Source organism: Mycolicibacterium neworleansense (assembly GCF_001245615.1).
Classification (GTDB): Bacteria; Actinomycetota; Actinomycetes; order Mycobacteriales; family Mycobacteriaceae; genus Mycobacterium; species Mycobacterium neworleansense.
The window spans coordinates 276,742-296,551 of the sequence record NZ_CWKH01000003.1 but is presented as its reverse complement, the minus strand read 5'-3'; the positions used below and the strand labels follow the sequence as shown (position 1 = coordinate 296,551).

23 protein-coding genes are annotated in these 19,810 nt (G+C 67.0%); 15 read left to right on the top strand and 8 right to left on the bottom strand.

Annotated elements, in window-relative coordinates:
• Window positions 1-3: 3 nt before the first annotated feature.
• Entirely contained in the window at window positions 4-384 is a 381-nt protein-coding gene (locus tag BN2156_RS25870) for a VOC family protein (protein WP_090517851.1), read from the bottom strand.
• Window positions 385-542: 158 nt separating this feature from the next.
• On the opposite strand from BN2156_RS25870, the gene BN2156_RS25865 reads away from it, so the two are divergent.
• Complete coding sequence (locus tag BN2156_RS25865; protein ID WP_090517850.1) at window positions 543-1,289, top strand: class I SAM-dependent methyltransferase; 747 nt, start codon at window positions 543-545, stop codon at window positions 1,287-1,289.
• A gap of 174 nt (window positions 1,290-1,463) precedes the next feature.
• On the opposite strand, the gene BN2156_RS25860 is transcribed toward BN2156_RS25865, so the two are convergent.
• Together BN2156_RS25860 and BN2156_RS25855 are read right to left on the bottom strand one after the other, a co-directional pair.
• Entirely contained in the window at window positions 1,464-1,871 is a 408-nt protein-coding gene (locus BN2156_RS25860) for a hypothetical protein (RefSeq protein WP_090517849.1), read from the bottom strand.
• Window positions 1,872-1,956: 85 nt separating this feature from the next.
• Window positions 1,957-2,652 carry a guanylate cyclase gene (locus BN2156_RS25855; protein ID WP_162490969.1) on the bottom strand — a complete coding sequence of 232 codons (696 nt, stop codon included), beginning with the start codon at window positions 2,650-2,652 and terminating at the stop codon, window positions 1,957-1,959.
• A 26-nt stretch (window positions 2,653-2,678) separates the two neighbouring features.
• On the opposite strand from BN2156_RS25855, the gene BN2156_RS30930 reads away from it, so the two are divergent.
• Entirely contained in the window at window positions 2,679-2,849 is a 171-nt protein-coding gene (locus tag BN2156_RS30930; protein ID WP_090517848.1) for a hypothetical protein, read from the top strand.
• A gap of 69 nt (window positions 2,850-2,918) precedes the next feature.
• On the opposite strand, the gene BN2156_RS25845 is transcribed toward BN2156_RS30930, so the two are convergent.
• Window positions 2,919-3,791: an alpha/beta fold hydrolase gene (locus BN2156_RS25845; RefSeq protein WP_407661752.1), complete on the bottom strand. Its 873-nt coding sequence runs from the start codon at window positions 3,789-3,791 to the stop codon at window positions 2,919-2,921.
• Window positions 3,792-3,880: 89 nt separating this feature from the next.
• Here BN2156_RS25845 and BN2156_RS25840 point away from each other — a divergent pair, with 89 nt between their 5' ends.
• The 5 genes from BN2156_RS25840 (at window position 3,881) to BN2156_RS25820 (ending at window position 8,216) form a co-directional block, all read left to right on the top strand.
• The gene (locus tag BN2156_RS25840) at window positions 3,881-4,522 is read left to right on the top strand and encodes a TetR/AcrR family transcriptional regulator (RefSeq protein ID WP_308207895.1); all 642 of its coding nucleotides are present in this window, start codon (window positions 3,881-3,883) and stop codon (window positions 4,520-4,522) included.
• A 117-nt stretch (window positions 4,523-4,639) separates the two neighbouring features.
• Window positions 4,640-5,296, top strand: coding sequence for an Rv1363c family protein (locus BN2156_RS25835; RefSeq protein WP_090517846.1), 657 nt, complete (start codon window positions 4,640-4,642; stop codon window positions 5,294-5,296).
• Entirely contained in the window at window positions 5,293-6,048 is a 756-nt protein-coding gene (locus tag BN2156_RS25830) for a hypothetical protein (protein ID WP_090517845.1), read from the top strand. The genes BN2156_RS25835 and BN2156_RS25830 overlap by 4 nt, the downstream gene beginning before the upstream one ends.
• Window positions 6,048-6,959 (top strand): alpha/beta fold hydrolase, encoded by a 912-nt coding sequence (locus BN2156_RS25825; RefSeq protein WP_090517844.1) that lies wholly within the window; start codon window positions 6,048-6,050, stop codon window positions 6,957-6,959. The genes BN2156_RS25830 and BN2156_RS25825 overlap by 1 nt, the downstream gene beginning before the upstream one ends.
• A gap of 3 nt (window positions 6,960-6,962) precedes the next feature.
• Complete coding sequence (locus BN2156_RS25820) at window positions 6,963-8,216, top strand: WS/DGAT/MGAT family O-acyltransferase (RefSeq protein WP_090517843.1); 1,254 nt, start codon at window positions 6,963-6,965, stop codon at window positions 8,214-8,216.
• On the opposite strand, the gene BN2156_RS25815 is transcribed toward BN2156_RS25820, so the two are convergent.
• Entirely contained in the window at window positions 8,213-8,815 is a 603-nt protein-coding gene (locus BN2156_RS25815) for a TetR/AcrR family transcriptional regulator (protein WP_090517842.1), read from the bottom strand. The genes BN2156_RS25820 and BN2156_RS25815 overlap by 4 nt on opposite strands.
• 24 nt (window positions 8,816-8,839) lie before the next feature.
• On the opposite strand from BN2156_RS25815, the gene BN2156_RS25810 reads away from it, so the two are divergent.
• The 4 genes from BN2156_RS25810 to BN2156_RS25795 all read left to right on the top strand — a co-directional run bounded on the left by BN2156_RS25810 (window position 8,840) and on the right by BN2156_RS25795 (window position 12,329).
• Complete coding sequence (locus tag BN2156_RS25810; RefSeq protein WP_090517841.1) at window positions 8,840-9,604, top strand: SDR family NAD(P)-dependent oxidoreductase; 765 nt, start codon at window positions 8,840-8,842, stop codon at window positions 9,602-9,604.
• Window positions 9,605-9,626: 22 nt separating this feature from the next.
• Window positions 9,627-10,148 carry a DoxX family protein gene (locus BN2156_RS25805; RefSeq protein ID WP_090517840.1) on the top strand — a complete coding sequence of 174 codons (522 nt, stop codon included), beginning with the start codon at window positions 9,627-9,629 and terminating at the stop codon, window positions 10,146-10,148.
• A gap of 80 nt (window positions 10,149-10,228) precedes the next feature.
• The gene (locus tag BN2156_RS25800; RefSeq protein ID WP_090517839.1) at window positions 10,229-11,962 is read left to right on the top strand and encodes a DUF3556 domain-containing protein; all 1,734 of its coding nucleotides are present in this window, start codon (window positions 10,229-10,231) and stop codon (window positions 11,960-11,962) included.
• Entirely contained in the window at window positions 11,946-12,329 is a 384-nt protein-coding gene (locus tag BN2156_RS25795) for a hypothetical protein (protein WP_090517838.1), read from the top strand. The genes BN2156_RS25800 and BN2156_RS25795 overlap by 17 nt, the downstream gene beginning before the upstream one ends.
• A 112-nt stretch (window positions 12,330-12,441) precedes the next feature.
• Here BN2156_RS25795 and BN2156_RS25790 read toward each other — a convergent pair whose 3' ends face one another.
• On the bottom strand, window positions 12,442-13,233 hold the full coding sequence (locus BN2156_RS25790; RefSeq protein ID WP_090517837.1) for a FadR/GntR family transcriptional regulator: 792 nt from the start codon (window positions 13,231-13,233) through the stop codon (window positions 12,442-12,444).
• A gap of 202 nt (window positions 13,234-13,435) precedes the next feature.
• Here BN2156_RS25790 and BN2156_RS25785 point away from each other — a divergent pair, with 202 nt between their 5' ends.
• Genes BN2156_RS25785 through BN2156_RS25775 form a run of 3 tightly spaced genes read left to right on the top strand, consistent with a single transcriptional unit; the run spans window position 13,436 to window position 16,524 of the window.
• Complete coding sequence (locus BN2156_RS25785) at window positions 13,436-14,584, top strand: thiolase family protein (RefSeq protein WP_090517836.1); 1,149 nt, start codon at window positions 13,436-13,438, stop codon at window positions 14,582-14,584.
• Window positions 14,581-15,378, top strand: a complete 798-nt coding sequence (locus tag BN2156_RS25780) for a crotonase/enoyl-CoA hydratase family protein (RefSeq protein ID WP_090517835.1) — start codon at window positions 14,581-14,583, stop codon at window positions 15,376-15,378. Before BN2156_RS25785 ends, BN2156_RS25780 begins: the two co-directional genes overlap by 4 nt.
• Window positions 15,379-15,381: 3 nt before the next feature.
• Complete coding sequence (locus BN2156_RS25775; protein ID WP_090517834.1) at window positions 15,382-16,524, top strand: acyl-CoA dehydrogenase family protein; 1,143 nt, start codon at window positions 15,382-15,384, stop codon at window positions 16,522-16,524.
• Between the two features lie 103 nt (window positions 16,525-16,627).
• Here BN2156_RS25775 and BN2156_RS25770 read toward each other — a convergent pair whose 3' ends face one another.
• Together BN2156_RS25770 and BN2156_RS25765 are read right to left on the bottom strand one after the other, a co-directional pair.
• A complete protein-coding gene (locus BN2156_RS25770; protein ID WP_090517833.1) occupies window positions 16,628-17,335 on the bottom strand; it encodes a fasciclin domain-containing protein in 708 nt (235 codons plus the stop codon).
• A gap of 157 nt (window positions 17,336-17,492) precedes the next feature.
• Window positions 17,493-18,812, bottom strand: coding sequence for an MFS transporter (locus BN2156_RS25765; RefSeq protein WP_090517832.1), 1,320 nt, complete (start codon window positions 18,810-18,812; stop codon window positions 17,493-17,495).
• Between the two features lie 39 nt (window positions 18,813-18,851).
• Between BN2156_RS25765 and BN2156_RS25760 the strand changes: the two genes are divergently transcribed.
• Window positions 18,852-19,808 (top strand): GlxA family transcriptional regulator, encoded by a 957-nt coding sequence (locus BN2156_RS25760; RefSeq protein WP_090517831.1) that lies wholly within the window; start codon window positions 18,852-18,854, stop codon window positions 19,806-19,808.
• Window positions 19,809-19,810 lie beyond the last annotated feature (2 nt).

Genomic DNA, 19,810 nt, shown 5'->3' with positions numbered 1-19,810 from the left:
CGATCAGTCCGCTGCGTGGCAGTCGAAGTATTGGACCAGGCAGAATTCGTGGCCTTCGGGGTCGAGCATCACGAGGACCACTCCCTCGTCGTAGTCGTTACGGATGCCCGCCCAGCGTCCGCCGAGGGCCTCGACCTGTTCACGGCCCACGGCGATGTCGTCTACTTGTACGTCCAGGTGGATGCGCACCTTGGTGACCTTCGGTTCGGGTACGCGCTGGAAGGTGAGTCGGGGAAACCGTCCCGAGCGCGAGCCCACGGTCGCCCAGTTCGGATCATCCCCATGCTCGCTCGACGCTGGAATACCGAGCAGTGCGGCCCAGAATGCAGACATCCGGCTGGGATCAGCGCAGTCGATCGTCACTCCGGACCAGCGGTTGGCCATCAGTCTCCCCGGGGTTGGCGGCACTCCAGCAGATCCTTCCACTGCACCGGCGGGAGGCCCGCGGCCTCTGCGTGAAACACGTTCATGTTGACATCGGCCCAGATCCGAGCGCTGACAAATCGCATATCGCCCCGGGCCTGTGGGGATAGCCTTCTCTCGTGGGGTTTCTCGTCCCACCGGACGCTTACACGCGCTTCATGGGCCGGTACGCCGAGCCTCTGGCGGAGGTCTTCGTGGCATTCGCCGGAATTGGCGCGGGCGACAAGGTGCTCGATGTCGGGTGTGGGCCGGGTGCGCTGACCGCGCATCTGTTGTCGGTCGGAGCCGACGTTGCGGCGATCGACCCCTCGCCGCCGTTCATCGACGCGATTCACGCGCGCTTCCCCAGTGTCGACGCGCGCCACGGTGTAGCCGAGAAATTGCCTTATGGCGCAGCCACTTTCGATGCGTCCCTGGCGCAACTGGTCGTGCACTTCATGACGGACCCGGTGGCCGGCATCAGGCAGATGGCGCGGGTGACCCGCCCGGGCGGCGTCATCGCGGCCTGCGTGTGGGACGGGCCGACTGGCGCACTGGCGCCTTTTTGGGAGGCGGTTCACCTCATCGATCCGAACGCCGAGGATGAGGCCTTACTGTCCGGGGCGCATCGGGGCCACCTGAACGAAATGCTCGAAGCCGCAGGTCTGCGCCAGGTGGACGAGCGTCCCCTCACGGTCGAGGTTGTGCATCCCACTTTCCAGGAGTGGTGGGAGCCGTACACATTCGGTGTGGGACCCGCCGGTGATTATGTCCAAGGCCTCGATGACGACGGTCGTGCGCATCTCATGGCAGTGGCTCGCGAACATCTGGGCGGCGGACCCGTCACCGTCACCGCCTGCGCGTGGGCCGCCCGCGGAACGGTGTGATTGAAGAGCGGCAGGGCGACCTCAGGGGCCGAGGTTGACCTGTCCGACCTCCAACTGATGTTTCGTCTCCCCGCTAGCCTTCTCCAGCAACTCGAGCATGCCTGCTATCGGTGGAATGCCTTGTGCTGCCAGGTATATGGGGAACCGGCCTTGGCCCCGAAACGGAAATGAGCGCTACAGCCCGCCACATCGCGACGGGGCCAGGATTGGTGACCAGGGCGGGCAATCCGGGGGGAGCGGCTGTGGTGGAGCCGGGGGTGGCGGTGGTCCCAGAACCGGCGGAGGGGGAGCCTCATGCGGAACCCCGTGCCACGGATAGATCGTGTTGGAGGCGATGTCCACGACACCCTCTGAATTCCAGTACCAGTCGTGGCAGATGCCGGCATCCCAGGTGATGACCTGGCTGCCCGGTATCGGCGGATCACCCGGACACCAGTGCGTGCAGGTGATCCCGCCCGGACAGTTCCCGCCCTGATAACTCGGCCCGAAGGCCGGATCGGCCTGGGCTACGTTCAATCCCCAGCCGGCCAGGGCCAGGGCGCCGGACGCTGCGACGACGACCAGCCGGGTAACTGAGTCCATGGTTGCTCCCCTCCTGCGAGGCGCCATGTCTTCAGCAAATTGTGCATCGCCCGGCCTTCGCCACGCGGCAAACCGGCGAATTCAGTCAGTCGATGATCACCGAGATCTCGTCGCCCAATCCGTAACCGGTGGCCAGCGGCAACTCGTCACCACTCCAGAACGAGCCCGGATCAAACCAGTTGTAGTGCTTCTCGGTGCTCAGCAGGCCCATCTCCTCATAAGTGATGGCCACCGTCTCGGCGCAGTACGCAGTCTCCAACCCGACCTGGCGGCTCTGCGCCTTCTTGCGTTCGGCGGACTCGCGAACCTTTTTGTGCACGAAGGGGATTCCGCGGGTGAAATCGCTGACGATCGGTATCCGTCCGCGCAGCCAGCGTCCGGTCAGGCGCGCCGTGGTGGGGAAGGCCGTACCGTTCATGCGGGCGATCACCTTGAGGAGCTGGTCCTCCTGCTCCCGAGACGCAAACGGGGTGAGCTGACGCAACCAGCAGCGCTGCCCGTAGCTCTGTGCCCAGCGTTCGACCACCTGGCGGGCATCGTTGAGTTGCACCCCGCGATGGTTGGTGCCGGTCCACACGTCGAGCAGCTTGTCGCCGAGCTCGGCGTGCCAGATCAGCGGTGGCAGGTCGTCGATCGCCACCGTCATGCCGACGTGGTTGACCGGGCTGTTGGTCAGGGTCTGGATCGCCCGGTCCGGTCCGGAGCCACCGCGAAACAGCCAGATGTCACCGGTCCGGGTGTCCTCCAGCGCCTTGGTCAACGACACCGTGTTCGCATTCACGTCCGCAGCTTAGGCACACTCAGAGCATGCGTAGCATCTGGAAGTGGGTGGGGCTGGCCGGTGTCGCCGGAGTCGTGGCGGGCGGTGTGATGGTGGCGCGTGATCAGCGTCGCCGAAATGCCTACACCCCGGAGGACATTCGCGAGCGCTTGCACCAGCGGCTGGCCGAGGCCGAAGGGACTGAGCAGGCGCGGTAAGCCGGTGTAGAAATCGGCGCCGTCCACCTCAATGCTCAACGGCGGCTTGGTTTACCAGGGCTGCCGAGCTCACCGTCCGACGAACTCCACGACGACCTGGGAGAACGCGTCGTTGTCATCACCGGCGGCGGTGTGTCCCGCGTCGGACAACTCGACGAACTCGGCGGCGGGCACCTTGTCCAGGAAGTCCTGCACGCCTTCCGGGCTGACGACGTCGGAGAGCTTGCCGCGGATCAGCAGGATCGGGATGGTCAGGTTCATCGCGGCCTGTTCGAGCTTCTCCACCCGCACGAACGGGTCGTCTTCGGGTTTGGTCAGGAAGGCCGGATCCCAGTGCCAGTACCAGCGCCCGTCGCGCAGCCGCAGATTCTTCTTCAGTCCCTCCGGGCTGCGGGGCTTGGTGCGGTAGGGCAGGTAGGCCGCGACGGCCTCGGCGGCTTCCTCCAGCGAGTCGAAGCCGTCGACGTTGCTGAACATGAATTCGCGGATGCGCGCGCTGCCGCTCTTCTCGAACCGCGGCACCACATCGACCAGGACCAGCTTGGTGACCAGCTCCGGGCCTGCCTCGTGCGCGGCCAGGATGCTGGTCAGACCGCCCATGCTGGCTCCGATGAGGACCACCGGGCGCCCGATCTGATAGAGCACGTGCTGCACATCGGCGGACAGCGCTTCCACCGAATAGTTCGCACTGGGTGAGCGGTCGCTGTCGCCGTGACCACGTGCATCCAGGGCGATCACGTGCAGACCACGATCGGCCAGGATCTGTCCGGTGTTCTTCCAGGAGTACCGGTTCTGTCCGCCGCCGTGCAGCAGCAGGACAGTGGGTCGGTCAGCAGCGGACCCGGCGTCGCGGTTCCATTCGTCGCCAACCAGGTTCAGGTCGTCGACTCCCCGGAACGTGACGGTGCGCGATTCGCTGTGCTCGGTGTTCCCGGTGCTCACAGACATTCCTCTCGCCGGCCCCCGAAGGTCACGTTACCCAGGTGGGTTTTGGCCGCATCTGCGGCGTGCCGTTTCTAGAATCGTCAATCGTGCAGATCGAGTCGGGTGCCGAGGCGGATGACGTGGTGGGCGACGTCAGCGAACGCGACGCCATCATCGAGGCCGCCTTCAGCTGCCTTTCCGAGCCCCACACCGGCGCGGTGCCGGTGGCAGCCATGCTGGCCAGGGCCGGATTGTCCACTCGCGCGTTCTACCGGCACTTCGAATCCAAGGACGCCTTGTTCCTGGCCATGATGCGCGGGGAGGGCGACTCGTTGGCGCGTCGGCTCGATCGAATCGCCGACCACTACGACGGTCCGCCCCCTGATCAACTGCGGGTCTGGCTCGGCCAGATCTTCGGCCTTCTGCAGGACGCGCGGTTGAACATGCACATGACCGTGCTCGATTCGGACGAGGTGCGTGCGGCCAAGGGCTATCGCTCGGCCCGGGAACAGTGGCACGACGACCGTGAGCGATCGCTGGCGGCGATCCTGCGCCGGGGCCTGGACGACGGGTCGTTTCCCTCGGCCAAACCGGAGCAGGACGCGATCGCGATCGGCGCGGTGGTCAGCCATGCGATGTCGCGCCTGTGCTCCGACGGCGAATGTGAGGTAGCGCAGGCCGAGGTGATCGACTTCGCGCTGCGTGCGGTCGGGGCGCAATTCACGTGTACGGAGTCCGGCGGCGCGTGACCGTCAGGCCTACCCGGGACTGCCGGTACCGCTGATGACGGTGTGACCGGTGCCACGTACGTTGGACCGCACGCGTGACGTGCACGCACCCCCGTAGTGCCACCGAGGAGCAGATGTATGGCAGACGACAGCGCCGACACCGAGGCGGTCGAACCGACCGAGTCCGAGGAGTCGAGCCAGTCCGCCCCCGAAGCCGAGGTTCCAGAATCCGAGGCTGAAAAGGAGACGGCTGAGCCCACCGAACCCGAGGCCGCAGCACCGGTCGACGACACGGAACCGGCGCGCCGCGGGTTCCTGCGCGCGCCGACCGGCGGGCTTGTCGGAGGGGTGCTCGTCCTCGCGCTGGTGGTGCTGACCGGTTGGCTGGGCTACGGCTTCTATCAGGTCCATCACGAACAGCAGCGGCGCGACATGTTCGTGGACACAGCGCGGCAGGGTGCGACGAACCTGACGAGCATCGATTGGGAGCACGCCGAGGGTGACGTGCAGCGAGTGCTGGACTCGTCGACCGGTCGGTTCTACGACGACTTCGAGAAGCGTTCGAAATCCTTCCTCGACGTGGTCAAGCAGATCAAGTCGAAGTCGGTGGGCACGGTCACCTCTTCCGGGCTGGAGTCCTACTCGAACGACACCGCGGATGTCCTGGTGTCGGTGACCGTGCGGTCGACGAATGCGGGTGTACCGGAGCAGGCGCCGCAGGTGTGGCGAATGGTGTTGACGGTGCAGGACATTGAAGGCAAGGCAAAGGTTTCCAACGTGGAGTTCATCCAGTGAGCGGCCGGCACAAGATGCCGCCGGCCGGGCGTCGTAAGGCCGCAGTGGAACCCGTGGAGAGCGCCGAGCAGGTAAGTCCCGAGCCCGAAGCGGCCGCGGACACGGCCGTCGAGGAACCTCAGCCGGTTCAGGAAACGGTCGCCGAGGAGCCGGTCGCCGAGGAGTCGGTCGACGCCGAGCCCGAAGAGACCGAAGAGACCGAAGAGACCGAAGCGCCCGACGAAGCCGAGTCCGAGGAAGCCGAGTCCGAGGAAGCCGAGCCGGCGCCCGCTCGCCGGCGGGTCAGCTTGCCGGTCGTGCTGGCGGCCATCGCTCTGGTGTTGGCAATCACCTCCGGGGTGTTCCGGTGGCTGACCGTGGCGCAGGATGAAAGTGACACGGCCCGAGTCGAATCGGTTCAGGCCGCCAAAGAGATCACCGTCCAGATGCTGTCGTATGAGACGGAGTCTGTCGAGGAGCAGCTCACCGCGGTCCGTGAACGGATGACGGGGGACTTCCTGGGCACCTATACCGCGATGATCAACGAGGTCATCCCGGCGGCGCAGGCCCAGCGGATCGCGGCTGTCGCTGACGTGTTGCGTGCGGGGGTGGTGAGCGCCAAACCCGACACCGCCGAGATCGTATTGTTCGTCAACCAGAGCGTCCAGGTCGGAGATCACATGCCGGAGAAGACCCCGTCGGTTGCCCGGGTCACCATGGTCAAAGAGGGCGACCGCTGGTTGATGTCCCAGTACGAGCCGGTGCCGCTGTGATGACCGAGCCTCGCTGGATCGACGTCGCCACCCCGGCCGTGCAACTGCGGGCACTCGTTTGGGGTCCAGAAAACGGCCCGGTTGCGTTGTGTCTACACGGCTTTCCCGATACGGCCTACGGCTGGCGCAAGGTGGCCCCGGCGCTGGCCGAGGCCGGCTGGAAAGTTGTGGCGCCGTTCCTGCGCGGGTACGTGCCATCCTCGATTCCGGCCGATGGGAGCTATCACGTCGGGGCGTTGATGGACGACGCGCTGCGCGTGCTGCAGGCCGCAGGACCGACCGGACGCGACGTCCTCATCGGGCACGACTGGGGCGCCATCGCGGCCGCGGGCCTGGCCGCCATGCCGGACAACGCATTCGCCAAGACGGTGATCATGTCGGTACCGCCTCCGGCGTCGTTCCAGCCACTGGGCCGGGTACCCGAGGCGGGCAAGCTCATGGCCAGGCTGCCGCGCCAGATGCTGCGCAGCTGGTACATGATGTACTTCCAATTGCCCTGGCTGCCTGACCGTTCCGCGTCCTGGGTGGTGCCCCGGCTGTGGAAGTTGTGGTCACCGGGGTACGACGCGGCCGAGGACGTACGCCACGTCGACGCCGCCATCGGGGCGCGGGATCGGTGGCGCGCCGCGCTGGGGTATTACCGGGCGACCATCCGCCTCAGCAAGCCGCCGCCGCAGTACGCCGAGTTACACCACCACTGGCTGCTGCCGCCGTCGGTGCCGACGCTGTACCTGCACGGCACCGACGATGGCTGCGCGACACCGGATTACGCCCGGTGGGTGCGGAGAGTTCTGCCGTCGGGCAGCGCGGTGAACATCGTCGATCACGCCGGGCACTTCCTGCAGCTCGAACAGCCGGATGTGGTGGCCAAGCACATCGTGGATTTCGTCGGCAGTCCCGGGAGGAGTTGACCGGTGCGCCGGCTGGCCGCAATCGACGCCCAGAACTGGTGGATGTCGGCCAAACTTCCCAACGATCAGTTCCTGCTGTACGGATTCGACGGTGTGCCCGATGATCTGGATGCCGCGCTGGCCGTGGTGCGCGACCGTGCGCAGCGCTGCCCAGACCTTGCGGTGCGGGTTCGCGACGATTGCCGGCTGACCTATCCGGCGTGGGCGCCACGGGTGGTGGGTGACGATCAGTTCGTCAGGTACGACGCCGAACTGGGCTGGATCGAGTGTCTGGACGTGGTGGCCGGGCTGGGCGGTCAGCAGCTCGACGCCACCGTCGCACCTTGGCGTCTGCATGTGTTCGCCCGGGTACGGGAGGTCCCCGGAACCGAGGCCGAGGCCGGCGCCGTCGCTGTGCTGCAGATGTCCCACGCCCTCGCCGACGGCACCCTGGCCTCGGCGCTGGCTGCCTGGTTGTTGGGTCGGCCCGGCGAGGTGGTCCCCGTGCCCACGCAGCGGCTCCCCACCGCGCGGCTGCCGTGGCGTGCGGTGCAGGCGGCTCGCACTTACCGGGAGTTGGAGCGCGACAACGCATCCGGAGCAGTGCCGTCGCAGGCACCGTCGCGACCGGTACTGCACAGCAACGCCGCGCCGACCGGACAGCGCTGGGTCCGCACCCTTGTTCGGCACCGCGCCCAGATAGGCGGACCGACCGTGACCGTCGGGGTTCTGGCGGCCATCTCCTCGGCGCTGGGGGAGCATCTGCGTGAGCTCGGTGATGACATCGCTGAGCTCGGCGCCGAGGTACCGATGGCCAAAGCCGGTGTGCGTCGGGCTCACAACCACTTCGGCAACGTCGGCATCGGGCTGTATCCCGAAGTCGCCGAACCGGACCGCATTGCCCGAATCGTCGCGGATTTCGCCGATCGTCGCCGCCGCGCGGCGCATCCGGCGATGATCGCGTCCAGCCGGGCGTTCGCCGCCACGCCCGCGCCGTTGTTGCGTTGGGGGATAGCTCAGTTCGATCCGACGGTGCGCGCGCCCATGGTCACCGGCAACACGGTGGTGTCCAGCGTCAATCGGGGCGCTGCCGATCTGAGGCTCGGGACTGCCGGGGTGGTGGTGACGGCCGGATATCCGTCGCTGTCGCTGATGATGGGCCTGACCCACGGGGTGCACGGCATCGGCGAAACGGTGGCGGTCAGCGTGCATGCAGCGCAGTCGGCGGTCGGGGACATCGACGCCTATATGGCCCGGCTGAATGCGGCGCTCGGCTAACCGCGCCGCATCATGGCGATCCCGACGTCCAGCGCGGATTCCAGGTAGCTCAGGTCGCCGGAGGCCAGCATCACGCTGACGCCGCCCTGGATCCCGGCCAGCAAGGCGGCACCCGCGCGGTCGGCATCCAGATCGGCGGCCATCTTTCCCTGCTCCTGCATGTGCCGGATACCGGTGCTGATCTCGTCATGCCATTGTCGGAGCAGGGCTTTGGTGACGGCCTGGGCGCCTGGCGTGGTGCGGCCGATCTCCGACATCAGCAGGCTGAGCGGGCAGCTCTGGCCCTGGCGGCGATAGCGCTCCACCACGGCGTCGCGCCACCGCTGCCAGGCGGCCCATGAGGTCAGCTCGCCGAGGTAGGGCTGCTGATCCTCCAGCACCATCTGGGCTTCGCGTTCGGCGACCGCGAGCAGCAGTTGATCCTTGCCGTCGGGGAAGTAGTGGAACAGCTGGCTCTTGGAGGTCTGGGTGTGGGCTCGGATGTCATCGAGGGTGGTGGTGGCGACGCCGTTGGTACGGATCACCGCCGCGGCGCCCTCGATGATGCGGCGCCGGGTGGCCTCGCCCTTGGCGGTCAGCTTCTGGACTTGCAGGTCCATTTTCATCGGCCTATACCTGGACTCATGAGTCCAAACATTACGCGCCTGCAAGGCCGCACAGCACTTGTCACAGGATCCACCGGCGGCCTGGGCGTCGCCATCGCCAAGGCGCTGGCGGCCCAGGGCGCCTTCGTCATCGTCAGCGGTCGCAACAAGGAACGTGGCGATGCCGTCGTCGCCGAGATCCGGACTGCCGGAGGGCGGGCCGAATTCGTCGCGGCCGATCTGGGCGCCGGGGGCGAGGAAGTGGACCGGCTGGCTCGCGAAGCGGCAGCAGCCGGTGGCGGCCACGTCGACATCCTGGTCAACAACGCCGGAGTGTGGGGCATGCCGGAACCCACCGGTGAGGTTTCCGAGCAGTCGCTGTTGGAGTCGTATCAGACGAACGTCATCGCTCCCTTCCTGCTGACCGGCGCGCTGGTGCCCGCGATGGCCGAGCGCGGCCACGGCGCGGTGGTCAACGTCGGGTCGATCACCGGCCTGATCGGCGGCGACCAGTCGGCGCTGTACTCCTCGACCAAGGCCGCGGTGCACTCGTTGACCAAGTCGTGGGCGGTCGAGTACGGGCCGCGCGGGGTGCGAGTCAACGCCGTGGCGCCCGGGCCGATCGCCACAGAGCGTGCCGTCGAAGCGGCCGACCACATCGCACCGGTGCTGGCGCGCATCCCGTCCCGGCGCATGAGTACCCCCGAGGAGGTCGCCGCGGCAGTGGCATTCCTGGCCGGTGACGACGCAGGCAACATCCACGGCGTGATCCTCAGTGTGGATGGGGGCTGGGCGGCGGCTTAACAGATGTCCTACATTCTGTTACATGGCTTCCTCCGCTTACGACACTGCGATCCTGCTCCTGCGCGTGGTGCTCGGCCTGACCATGGCCGCTCACGGCTACAACAAGTTCTTCGGTGGGGGACGGATCCCCGGCACCGCGGGATGGTTCGACAGCATCGGCATGAAGCCGGGCCTGTTCCACGCCCGGGTCGCGGCCAGCACCGAGATCGCCGCCGGTCTCGGTCTGGCCCTCGGCCTGCTCACCCCCGTGCCCGCGGCGGGGTTCGTGGCACTGATGCTGGTCGCGGCCTGGACCGTGCACCGGCGCAACGGGTTCTTCATCGTCAAGGAAGGCTGGGAGTACAACCTGATCCTGGCGGTGGCCGCGGTGGCGATCGCCGGTACCGGCGCCGGTCGCTACAGCCTTGACCACCTGCTGTTCTCCAACTGTGGCTTCTACGATCTGCTGCACGGCTGGTACGGCCTGGCGATCGCGGTGGTGCTGGGTCTTCTCGGCGGCATCGGCCAGCTGGCGATCTTCTTCCGCCCGCCGGTGAAGTCGTAGTACCTGCCTGCCGAGAATGACGACCACTTGCCGGTCAGAACGACTACCACCGGACTAGAACACGTTCTAATCTGACCGGCATGGGTTTTCTCAAACAGGAATCTCCCCAGATCGACTTCGAGCAGTGGAGCAAGGGCACCCGCGCGGAGAAGATCCAGCCGATGGCGCGGCACTGGGCCGAGGTCGGCTTCGGGACTCCGGTGGCGCTGCACCTGTTCTACGTCGTCAAGATCCTGGCGTACATTCTCGGTGCCTGGTTGATCGCGCTCACCACTGACGGCGTCGACGGATTCACCAACGTCGCCTCCTGGTACGCCGAGCCGATCGTCTACCAGAAGGTCGTGTTCTACACGATGCTGTTCGAGGTCATCGGCCTCGGCTGCGGATTCGGTCCGCTCAACAACCGGTTCTTCCCGCCCATGGGATCGATCCTCTACTGGTTGCGGCCCAAGACGATTCGCCTGCCACCGTGGCCTGAGCGGGTGCCGCTGACCAAGGGTGACAGCCGCACCGTCGTCGATGTCGCGCTGTACGCGGCGCTGCTGGTGATGTTGGTGGTGGCGCTGGCATCCGACGGCACCGGCCCGATCCCGGCCCTCGGCAGCGAGATCGGCGTGCTCCCGGTGTGGCAGACCGCGGCGATCGTCGGCCTGCTCGCCCTGGCCGGCCTGCGCGACAAGGTGATCTTCCTGGCCGCCCGGGGCGAGGTCTACGGCTCGCTGGCGGTCTGCTTCCTGTTCAGCGGTGCCGACATCGTCATCGCGGCCAAGCTGATCTGTCTGACCATCTGGATCGGCGCGGCGGCCTCCAAGCTCACCAAACATTTCCCGTTCGTCATCTCGACGATGATGAGCAACAACCCCGTGTTCCGGCCTCGCTGGATCAAGCGGAAGTTCTTCGAGCACTTCCCGGACGACCTGCGGCCCGGGCGTCCGTCACGCTTCGTGGCCCACTTCTCCACTGTGATCGAGGGTTTGGTGCCGCTGGTGCTCTTCTTCTCCCATGGCGGCTGGGTGACGGCCTGCGCTGCCTTTGTGATGCTGGTGTTCCACTTCGGCATCCTGAGCGCCATCCCGATGGGCGTGCCGCTGGAATGGAACGTCTTCATGATGTTCTCCGTGCTGGCCCTGTTCGTCGGGCACCCCGGGATCGGACTGGGGGATCTGGGCAGCCCATGGCCGATCGTGTTGTTCGCAGTGGTCGCGGGCACCGTGGTGCTGGGAAACCTGTTCCCGCGCAAGATCTCCTTCCTGCCCGGCATGCGGTACTACGCCGGCAACTGGGACACCTCGCTGTGGTGCGTCAAGCCCTCGGCCGCGGAGAAGATCGAGAAGAACATCGTCGCGATCGCCAGCATGCCTGCCGCCCAGATGGAGCGGTACTACGGCAGCCCCGAGATCGCCCAGATGTACCTGTACATGGGATATGCGTTCCGGGGCTTCAACTCTCACGGCCGGGCCCTGTTCACCCTGGCGCACCGGGCGATGGCCGGCCAGAACGAGGACGACTACGTGCTGACCGATGGCGAGCGGATCGTCTCCACGGCCATCGGCTGGAACTTCGGTGACGGGCACATGAGCAACGAACAACTTGTGGCCGCCCTGCAGAAGAGGTGCCATTTCGAGCCGGGGGAGGTGCGGATCGTCATGCTCGACGCTCAGCCGATCCAGCGCCAGACCCAGCAGTACCGGCTCGTCGACGCGGCCACCGGAGAGTTCGAGCGGGGCTACGTCAACGTGGCCGACATGGTCACGCGCCAGCCCTGGGACGACGAACTGCCGGTCCATGTCCAGCGAGATGACGCCACCATCTGAACCGGTCGCGGTATGGGTCGACGAGTCCGGGCGGTTGATGAGCGACCTGGGCGGCGTCGACACGCAATGTCACGTCTCCGTCCGGGCCGGGCACTGTCCGGAGCGGCCGCAATGCGTCCTGCTGCATCGGGCGCCGGGGCCGCGGCTGCTGTTCGGTGAGTTGATGTCGGAGCTCGACGACGAGGCCGGCATCTACCTGGAGACACACGCCAAACAGCTTGACGCCGACCTGATCTCGATCACGGTCGATCATGTGGGCCCGCACGGACCGGCCGGCAGCTGGCGCTACCGGCTGCTGCCGATGCGGTGGAAGACCGGTGACGGTTGGCGCGATACCGATACGCGGCTGGCGGTGTGGCCGGACTAGCTTTGGTGCTCGAAACTGCGCACGGATCGTCGAAACTGCGCACGGATCGCAAAATCGCCGCGAAACGCGATCTGGGCGCAGACTCGGCGGACTAGTGCGCAGACTCGCAGGCTCAGCGCATGACGTCGCGGACCTTGACGCTCTCGATGTCCTGCAGCATCAGGATGCGCGCGGTGTCGAGATGCTTGCGCCAATGAGCCTCGGCGGCGTCGCCGTCACCGGAGCGGATGATCTGGATCAGTTTGCGGTAGGACCGCATCAACTTTTCATAGTCGGTCTTGGAAACCGGCCGGCGCTCTTTGAACAGGAAGGCGTGGTGGCGCACGGTGATCTCGTGCAGCATGCCGGCGATGATGCCGAGGGTGGCGTTGCCCGACAGCTCCACGACGCGGCGGTGGAAATCGCCGGTGGTCTCGGCCAGCCGGTCCGACTGGTGGTCGGTCGGGATGTGCTCGTCGAGCATCTGTTCCAGTTCGGCGATCGCCGCCTCGTCACCCTTCTCGGCCAGCAGGCGTGCGGCCATCGGTTCGATCGCGGCACGCCCCACCAACAGGTCGGCGATATCGGCGCCGGAGAGCTCGAGCAGCAGGCCGGCCGGGCGGGCGACGATCTCGGGGCCGGGAACGCGCACGCGCGCCCCGGTGCGGGAGCCGCGCCGGACCTCGACCAGACGCTCGGATTCCAGCACCCGCACGGCCTCCCGCAGCGTCGGCCTGCTGACCCCGAAATGCTCCATGAGCTCGGCTTCGTTGGGCAGGAAGTCGCCCTCTTTGAGCTGGCCGTCGACGACCATGCGCCGCAACGTGCCTGCGACGAGTTCAGCGGTCTTCGGGGAACGGACCGGCGCCTGCGGTGCTATCGCGTCAGGGCCGATCATCGGCGCCAGTGGTGTGGTTCGAGCCACCAGACACTCCCAGGTGAGACAACTTTAAGCTGGCCGGATGGTCAGCTGTACAACTCAGTAAACCATCTGTACCCCGCAAGGACGGTACATCGGCATCTACCAACCAGTAGGTTGACCTAGTAAACCTACTGGTCTATTTTCACCTCGAGCGCCCCGTTGAGCTCCATGGGGGTCGCGCCACCCACCCTTCAAAGGAGAAGTCATGGCTGAAGCCGTCATCGTCGAGGCCGTCCGGTCGCCAGTCGGGAAGCGCAACGGCGCCCTGTCCGGTGTGCACCCTTCGGATCTGTCGGCCCAGGTGCTCAACGGCCTCGTGGAGCGCGCCGGCATCGACCCAGCCCTCGTCGACGACGTCATCTGGGGCTGCGTCATGCAGGCCGGTGAGCAGGCCCTGGACATCGCCCGCACCGCCGTGCTTACCGCCGGCTGGCCCGAGACCGTTCCGGGCGTGACGGTCGACCGTCAGTGCGGTTCGAGCCAGCAGTCCCTGCACTTCGCCGTCGCCGGCGTGGTCGCCGGCCACTACGACGTCGTCGTCGCCGGTGGCGTCGAGTCGATGTCGCGCACGCCGATGGGCTCCTCGCTGGCCAACGGCGGACACCCCTACCCGGAGGCCTTCCGCGAGCGCTACGACCACAAGACCCCCAACCAGGGTGTCGGCGCCGAGATGATCGCCGAGCAGTGGGGGCTGTCCCGCACCCAGCTCGACGAGTTCTCCCTCCGTTCGCACGAGAAGGCCGCGGCCGCACAGGATTCCGGTGCGTTCAAGGATCAGATCGTCGGCATCAAGGACCAAGACGGCAACGTCGTGCTGGAAGACGGCGGCATCCGCCGCGGCGGCACCGTGGAATCCATGGCTGCCATCAAGCCGGCCTTCAAGGAAGACGGCGTGATCCACGCCGGTAACTCCAGTCAGATCTCCGACGGGTCGGCCGCGCTGCTGATCATGTCGGCCGACAAGGCAAAAGACCTGGGGCTCAAGCCGCTTGCGAAGGTGCACACCGCGGTGCTCGCCGGCGCCGACCCGGTCATCATGCTGACCGCGCCGATCCCGGCCACCCAGAAGGCGCTGGCCAAGTCCGGCCTGACCGTCGACCAGATCGGCGCGTTCGAGGTCAACGAGGCGTTCGCCCCGGTTCCGATGGCCTGGCTCAAGGACATCGGCGCCGACGAGAGCCGGCTCAACCCCAACGGCGGCGCGATCGCCCTGGGCCACCCGCTCGGCGGCTCCGGCGCCCGCATCCTGACCACGCTGCTGTACCACATGCGGGACAACAACATTCAGTACGGCCTGCAGACCATGTGTGAAGGTGGCGGCCAGGCCAACGCGACCATCCTGGAGCTCCTGTGACCGACGAAGGCGCCCTCGGCGCGATTGTTGAAAAGCGCGGCAACGTCCTGCTCATCACGATCAACCGGCCCGAGGCGCGCAACGCGATCAACGGCTCGGTCAGCACCGCCGTCGGCGATGCGCTGGAGCAGGCCCAGAACGATCCCGAGGTCCGGGTCGTCGTGATCACCGGATCGGGCGACAAGTCGTTCTGCGCCGGCGCCGACCTGAAGGCGATCTCGCGGGGCGAGAACCTCTTTCACCCCGAGCACCCGGAGTACGGATTCGCCGGCTACGTCAGCCATTTCATCGACAAGCCGACGATCGCCGCGGTCAACGGCACCGCTCTGGGCGGCGGCACCGAGCTGGCCCTGGCCAGTGACTTGATCGTGGCCGAGGAGAGCGCCAAATTCGGTCTGCCGGAGGTGAAGCGGGGCCTGATCGCCGGTGCCGGCGGCGTCTTCCGCATCGCCGAGCAGCTGCCCCGCAAGGTGGCCAACGAACTGCTGTTCACCGGTGAGCCGATGTCGTCGGCCGACGCGCTCCGCTGGGGCCTGATCAACCAGGTGGTGCCCGACGGCACCGTCGTGGACGCGGCACTCAAGTTGGCCGAACGGATCACCGGCAACGCACCGCTGGCCGTGCAGGCCAGCAAGCGGGTCGCCTACGGTGCCGACGAGGGCGTCATCACCGGCGACAAGGATGGCTGGAAGCGCACCAATCGTGAGTTCAGCACCTTGCTGCAGACCGAGGACGCCAAGGAAGGGCCGCTGGCCTTCGCCCAGAAGCGCGAACCTGTTTGGAAGGCAAGGTAAGACATGAAGCGACAGATCTATACCGCAGAACACGAAGCGTTCCGTGAGACGGTCAAGGAGTACATCGAGCGCGAGCTCGTGCCCAACGCCGAGAAGTGGGAGACCGAGCGCATCGTCGACCGGTCGGCGTACACCGCTGCCGGCAAGTACGGCCTCATCGGTTTCAACATGCCAGAGGAGTTCGGCGGCGGCGGCTCGGATGACTTCCGGTTCAACGCGATCATCGATGAGGAGATCGCCAAGGCCGGTGTGCACGGCCCGGCGCTGAGCCTGCACAACGACGTTGTCGGCCCCTACTTCAAGGAGCTGGCCAACGACGAGCAGAAGCAGCGCTGGATGCCCGGCATCACCAACGGCGAACTGATCATCGCGATCGCGATGACCGAGCCGGGCGCGGGCAGCGACCTGGCCGGCATCCGCACCTCGGCGGTGCGCGACGGTGACGACTGGATCATCAACGGCTCCAAGACCTTCATCTCTTCGGGCATCAACTGCGACCTGTGTGTCGTGGTCGCCCGCACCGATCCAGAGGCCGGCCACAAGGGCTTCACGCTGTTCGTGGTGGAGCGGGGCATGGAGGGCTTCACCCGCGGCCGCAAGCTCGACAAGATGGGCCTGCACAGCCAGGACACCTCAGAGCTGCACTTCGAGAACGTGCGCGTGCCGAATGCCAACCTGCTGGGCAAGGAAGGTCGTGGTTTCTACCACCTGATGACCAACCTGCCCTCCGAGCGGCTCGGGATCGCCATCTCGGCGATCTACGGTGCGCGCGCGGTCTTCCAGGAGACGCTGCAATACGCCAAGGACCGCAAGGCCTTCGGCCAGCCGATCGGCAGCTTCCAGCACAACCGGTTCCTGCTCGCCGAGATGGAGACCGAGCTCGAGGTCACCGAGAACTACCTCGACCGCTGCCTGCAGGGCGTGGTCGACGGTGAGCTGACCGCCGTCGAGGCGGCCAAGGCCAAGTGGTGGGCCACCGAGGTCGCCAAGAAGGTCGTCGACCAGTGCGTGCAGCTGCACGGCGGCTACGGCTACATGATGGAATACCGCGTCGCCCGCGCCTACGTGGACGGACGAATCCAGACGATCTTCGGTGGCACCACCGAGATCATGAAGGAGATCATCGGCCGCGAGCTCGGCGTCTAACCCTTCGACGACAAGACGCGAAAGTCCCCCAAATCAAATGATTTGGGGGACTTTTGCTGGGGCCCCACCCGCTTGCGGGGGACTGCTCGCGCAGAGAAGCCGATCAGCCGATCGGCGCGTCGGCAGCCGGGGTCGCCTCCGGGGCCTTCGTGGTGGTCATGGTGCTGGTGCCCGTGATCGTCGGCACCAGGGCCTCCGGCGGGGTGTTGGGATCGAGCACGGTGTCGATCAGGTAGATCCGGGCGTTCTGCGCCTGGATCGGACCGCACACCAGCTTGGCGGTGTCGTTGACCTTGATGTCGCCGCCCTTGCCGGTCACCTTGACCTCGGCGCCCTGCTGGGTGGGCCGCTGGCCCTTGACGTCATCGGGGCCGAGCAGGCCGAGGAATGCGTGGTAGTAGTCGAAGCTCGTCAGCGCGGCCACATCGGCCTTGAGCGCGTCGAGCTTGCCGGGCTCCATGGCGGCGAACGCGTCATTGGTCGGCGCGAAGATCACGTACGGGCCGTTGTCGAGCACCGGCACGACGTTGACGCTCGGGTTCAGCCCGCCGGACAGCGCGGCGTTGAACGTGCTGATGTCGGGGATGCTGGCCAGAACTTTGCCCGCCGGCAGTTCGGCGAGGTTCTTCCAATCCGGCAGGGCCTTCTTGAAGTTGTCGCAGCCCGAGCCCTGCGGATCGGGGATCTCCACCACCGGGGTGGCAGTCGTCGTCGGCGCCGGGTCGGCGTAGGCGGTGACCGCCAACGGCAGCGAAGCCGTGATCGCGGCGACGGCCGCAGCAACGCCCAGTGTCTTGGTGCGAGTCTTCATTTGGTGGGTTTTCCTCCCGCTCATGCCTAGCCTGGTATTCGTCGGCTGTCGGTGACGCGTTACGCGGTTATCCGCGCGACTAAGGCGAGCAACCGCGAGCATGACAGCCTCAGCGTTCCCCGCGGCGCCGCATCGGATGGTAAGGGTAACGAAGCGGTTACGGCAAAGCCGAAGTGTCTACTCGCGGCAAATCGGGGGCTGTGAACTGGGCTTTTCGGATACTGAGGCAAAGTGCCGCGGCGACGAAACACAGGCCGGCAGCCAATTGGAAGGCCACGTCATAATTGCCGTTCAGATCGCGCAGCCAGCCCGCGCCCGCGGCGGCGATGGCCGCACCGACCTGGTGGGAGGCGAACACCCAGCCGAACACCACCGGCGAACGATCCCCGAAGTAGTCCCGGCACAGCACGATGGTCGGCGGCACGGTGGCCACCCAGTCCAGGCCGTAGAAGATGACGAACACCCAGGTGCTGGGTTCGGCGCGCGGGGACAGCAGTGACGGCAACAGCAGCAGCGACAACCCGCGGCCCGCGTAGTAGACGAGCAGCAGCAGCCGCGGGTCCACCCGGTCGGTGAGCCAGCCGGAGAACACCGTGCCCGCGACATCGAGGATGCCGATGGTGGCGAGCAGGCCCGCGGCCACCGTGGTCGGCATGCCGTGGTCGTTGGCGGCCGGGATGAAGTGCGTTCCGATCAGGCCGTTGGTGGTCATTCCGCAGATCGCGAAGCTGCCGGCCAACAACCAGAACACCCGGGTCCGCGCCCCGATGAGCAAGCCGTCGAAGGCCGTTCTGAAGCCACCCGCCGGGGTCGGGGCGGTAGGGGCGAGTTCGGTGGCGCCGTAGGGGGCCAGTCCGACGTCGGCGGGGCGGTTGCGCAGGAACGCGGCGACGAGGGGAACGACGGCCAGCGAGGCGGCCGCCACGATCAACGATGCCCAGCGCCAGCCGTGGTGTGTCGTGACGGCCGCGACGACCGGAAGGAACAGCAGTTGACCGGTGGCGCTGGCGGCGGTGAGCACGCCGGTGACGAGTCCTCGGCGCTGCTCGAACCAGCGGGTGGCGATGATGGCCACGAAACCCATCGAGATCGACCCGGTGCCGATACCGACCAGCACACCCCACAGCAGCACGAGCTGCCAGCTGGCCGTCATCGCGACGCTGCACGCCGAGCCGGTCGCGATCAGCAGCAGCGACACGGTCAGCACCGGCCGGACGCCGAAGCGGTCCATGAGTGCGGCGGCGAATGGCGCGGTGAGCCCGTACAACATCATGTTGACCGACATCGCCAGCCCGACCGTGCCGTGCGACCAGCCGAACTCGTGGTGCAGCGGGTGCATCATCACGCCCGGGATGGACCGGAACCCGGCCGCGCCCAGGATCGCCACGAAGCTGACGGCGGCGACCACCCAGGCCCAGTGGAGGTTTCGAGTCACCCGATCACTGTGGCCGAGGGGGCCAGTCGGTGCCAGTGGCATAAACGACAGCAATCATCAAAAACGTGCCACACTGGCGTCGTGCACCGTATCGCGGTCCTGCTGTTGGCTCCGGTGGTCGGCTTCGACGCCACCATCGCGCCGCTGCTGTTCTCCAATGCCACCGATGGCGACGGGAATCCCCTCTACGACGTGGTGACGTGTGGGCTCGCCACCGGCCCGGTGCCGTCGACGACCGGATTCGCGATGGTGCCCGCCTCGGGACCCGAGGCGTTGGAGTCCGCCGACACCGTGGTGATCCCGGGCACCAGATACGCCCCGGCGCGGGGCGACGGCGTGCTGGGTGCCGACGTGGCGGCGGCCCTGGCGCGGATTCGGCCCGGCACCCGGCTGGTGTCGATCTGCACGGGGGCCTTCGTGCTGGCCGCCGCGGGTCTGCTGGACGGGCGGCCGGCCACCACGCACTGGCGCTTCGCCGCGGATATGCGCCGGCTGCATCCACGGGTCCGCCTCGACGAGGACATCCTGTTCGTCGATGACGGTGACGTACTTACCTCGGCGGGCCTGGCGGCCGGAATCGACTTGTGCTTGCACATCATTCGCTCCGACCACGGTGCTCAGGTGGCCAATGCGGTGGCCCGGTACTGCGTGGTGCCGCCGTGGCGCGAAGGCGGGCAGGCGCAGTTCATCGATCACGGGTTCGCCGTCACCGATCACGCCTCGACCGCCGCCACCCGCGACTGGGCGCTGGGGCACCTGGACGAGGAACTGACCGTGACGCGGCTGGCCGCCCAGGCCCACATGAGCGCCCGCACCTTCAACCGTCGCTTCCGTGAGGAGACCGGACAGGCCCCCGGTGCCTGGATCCGCAGCCGACGGCTCGACCTGGCCCGCGAACTCCTGGAATCCGGCGATCTGTCCGTCGACGAGGTGGCCCGCCGGTCGGGTCTGGGCACGGCGGGCAATCTGCGCCATCATCTGCGACGCGGCGTCGGCATGTCTCCGTCGAGTTACCGCAAGGTCTACCAGGGCGCGTGAGC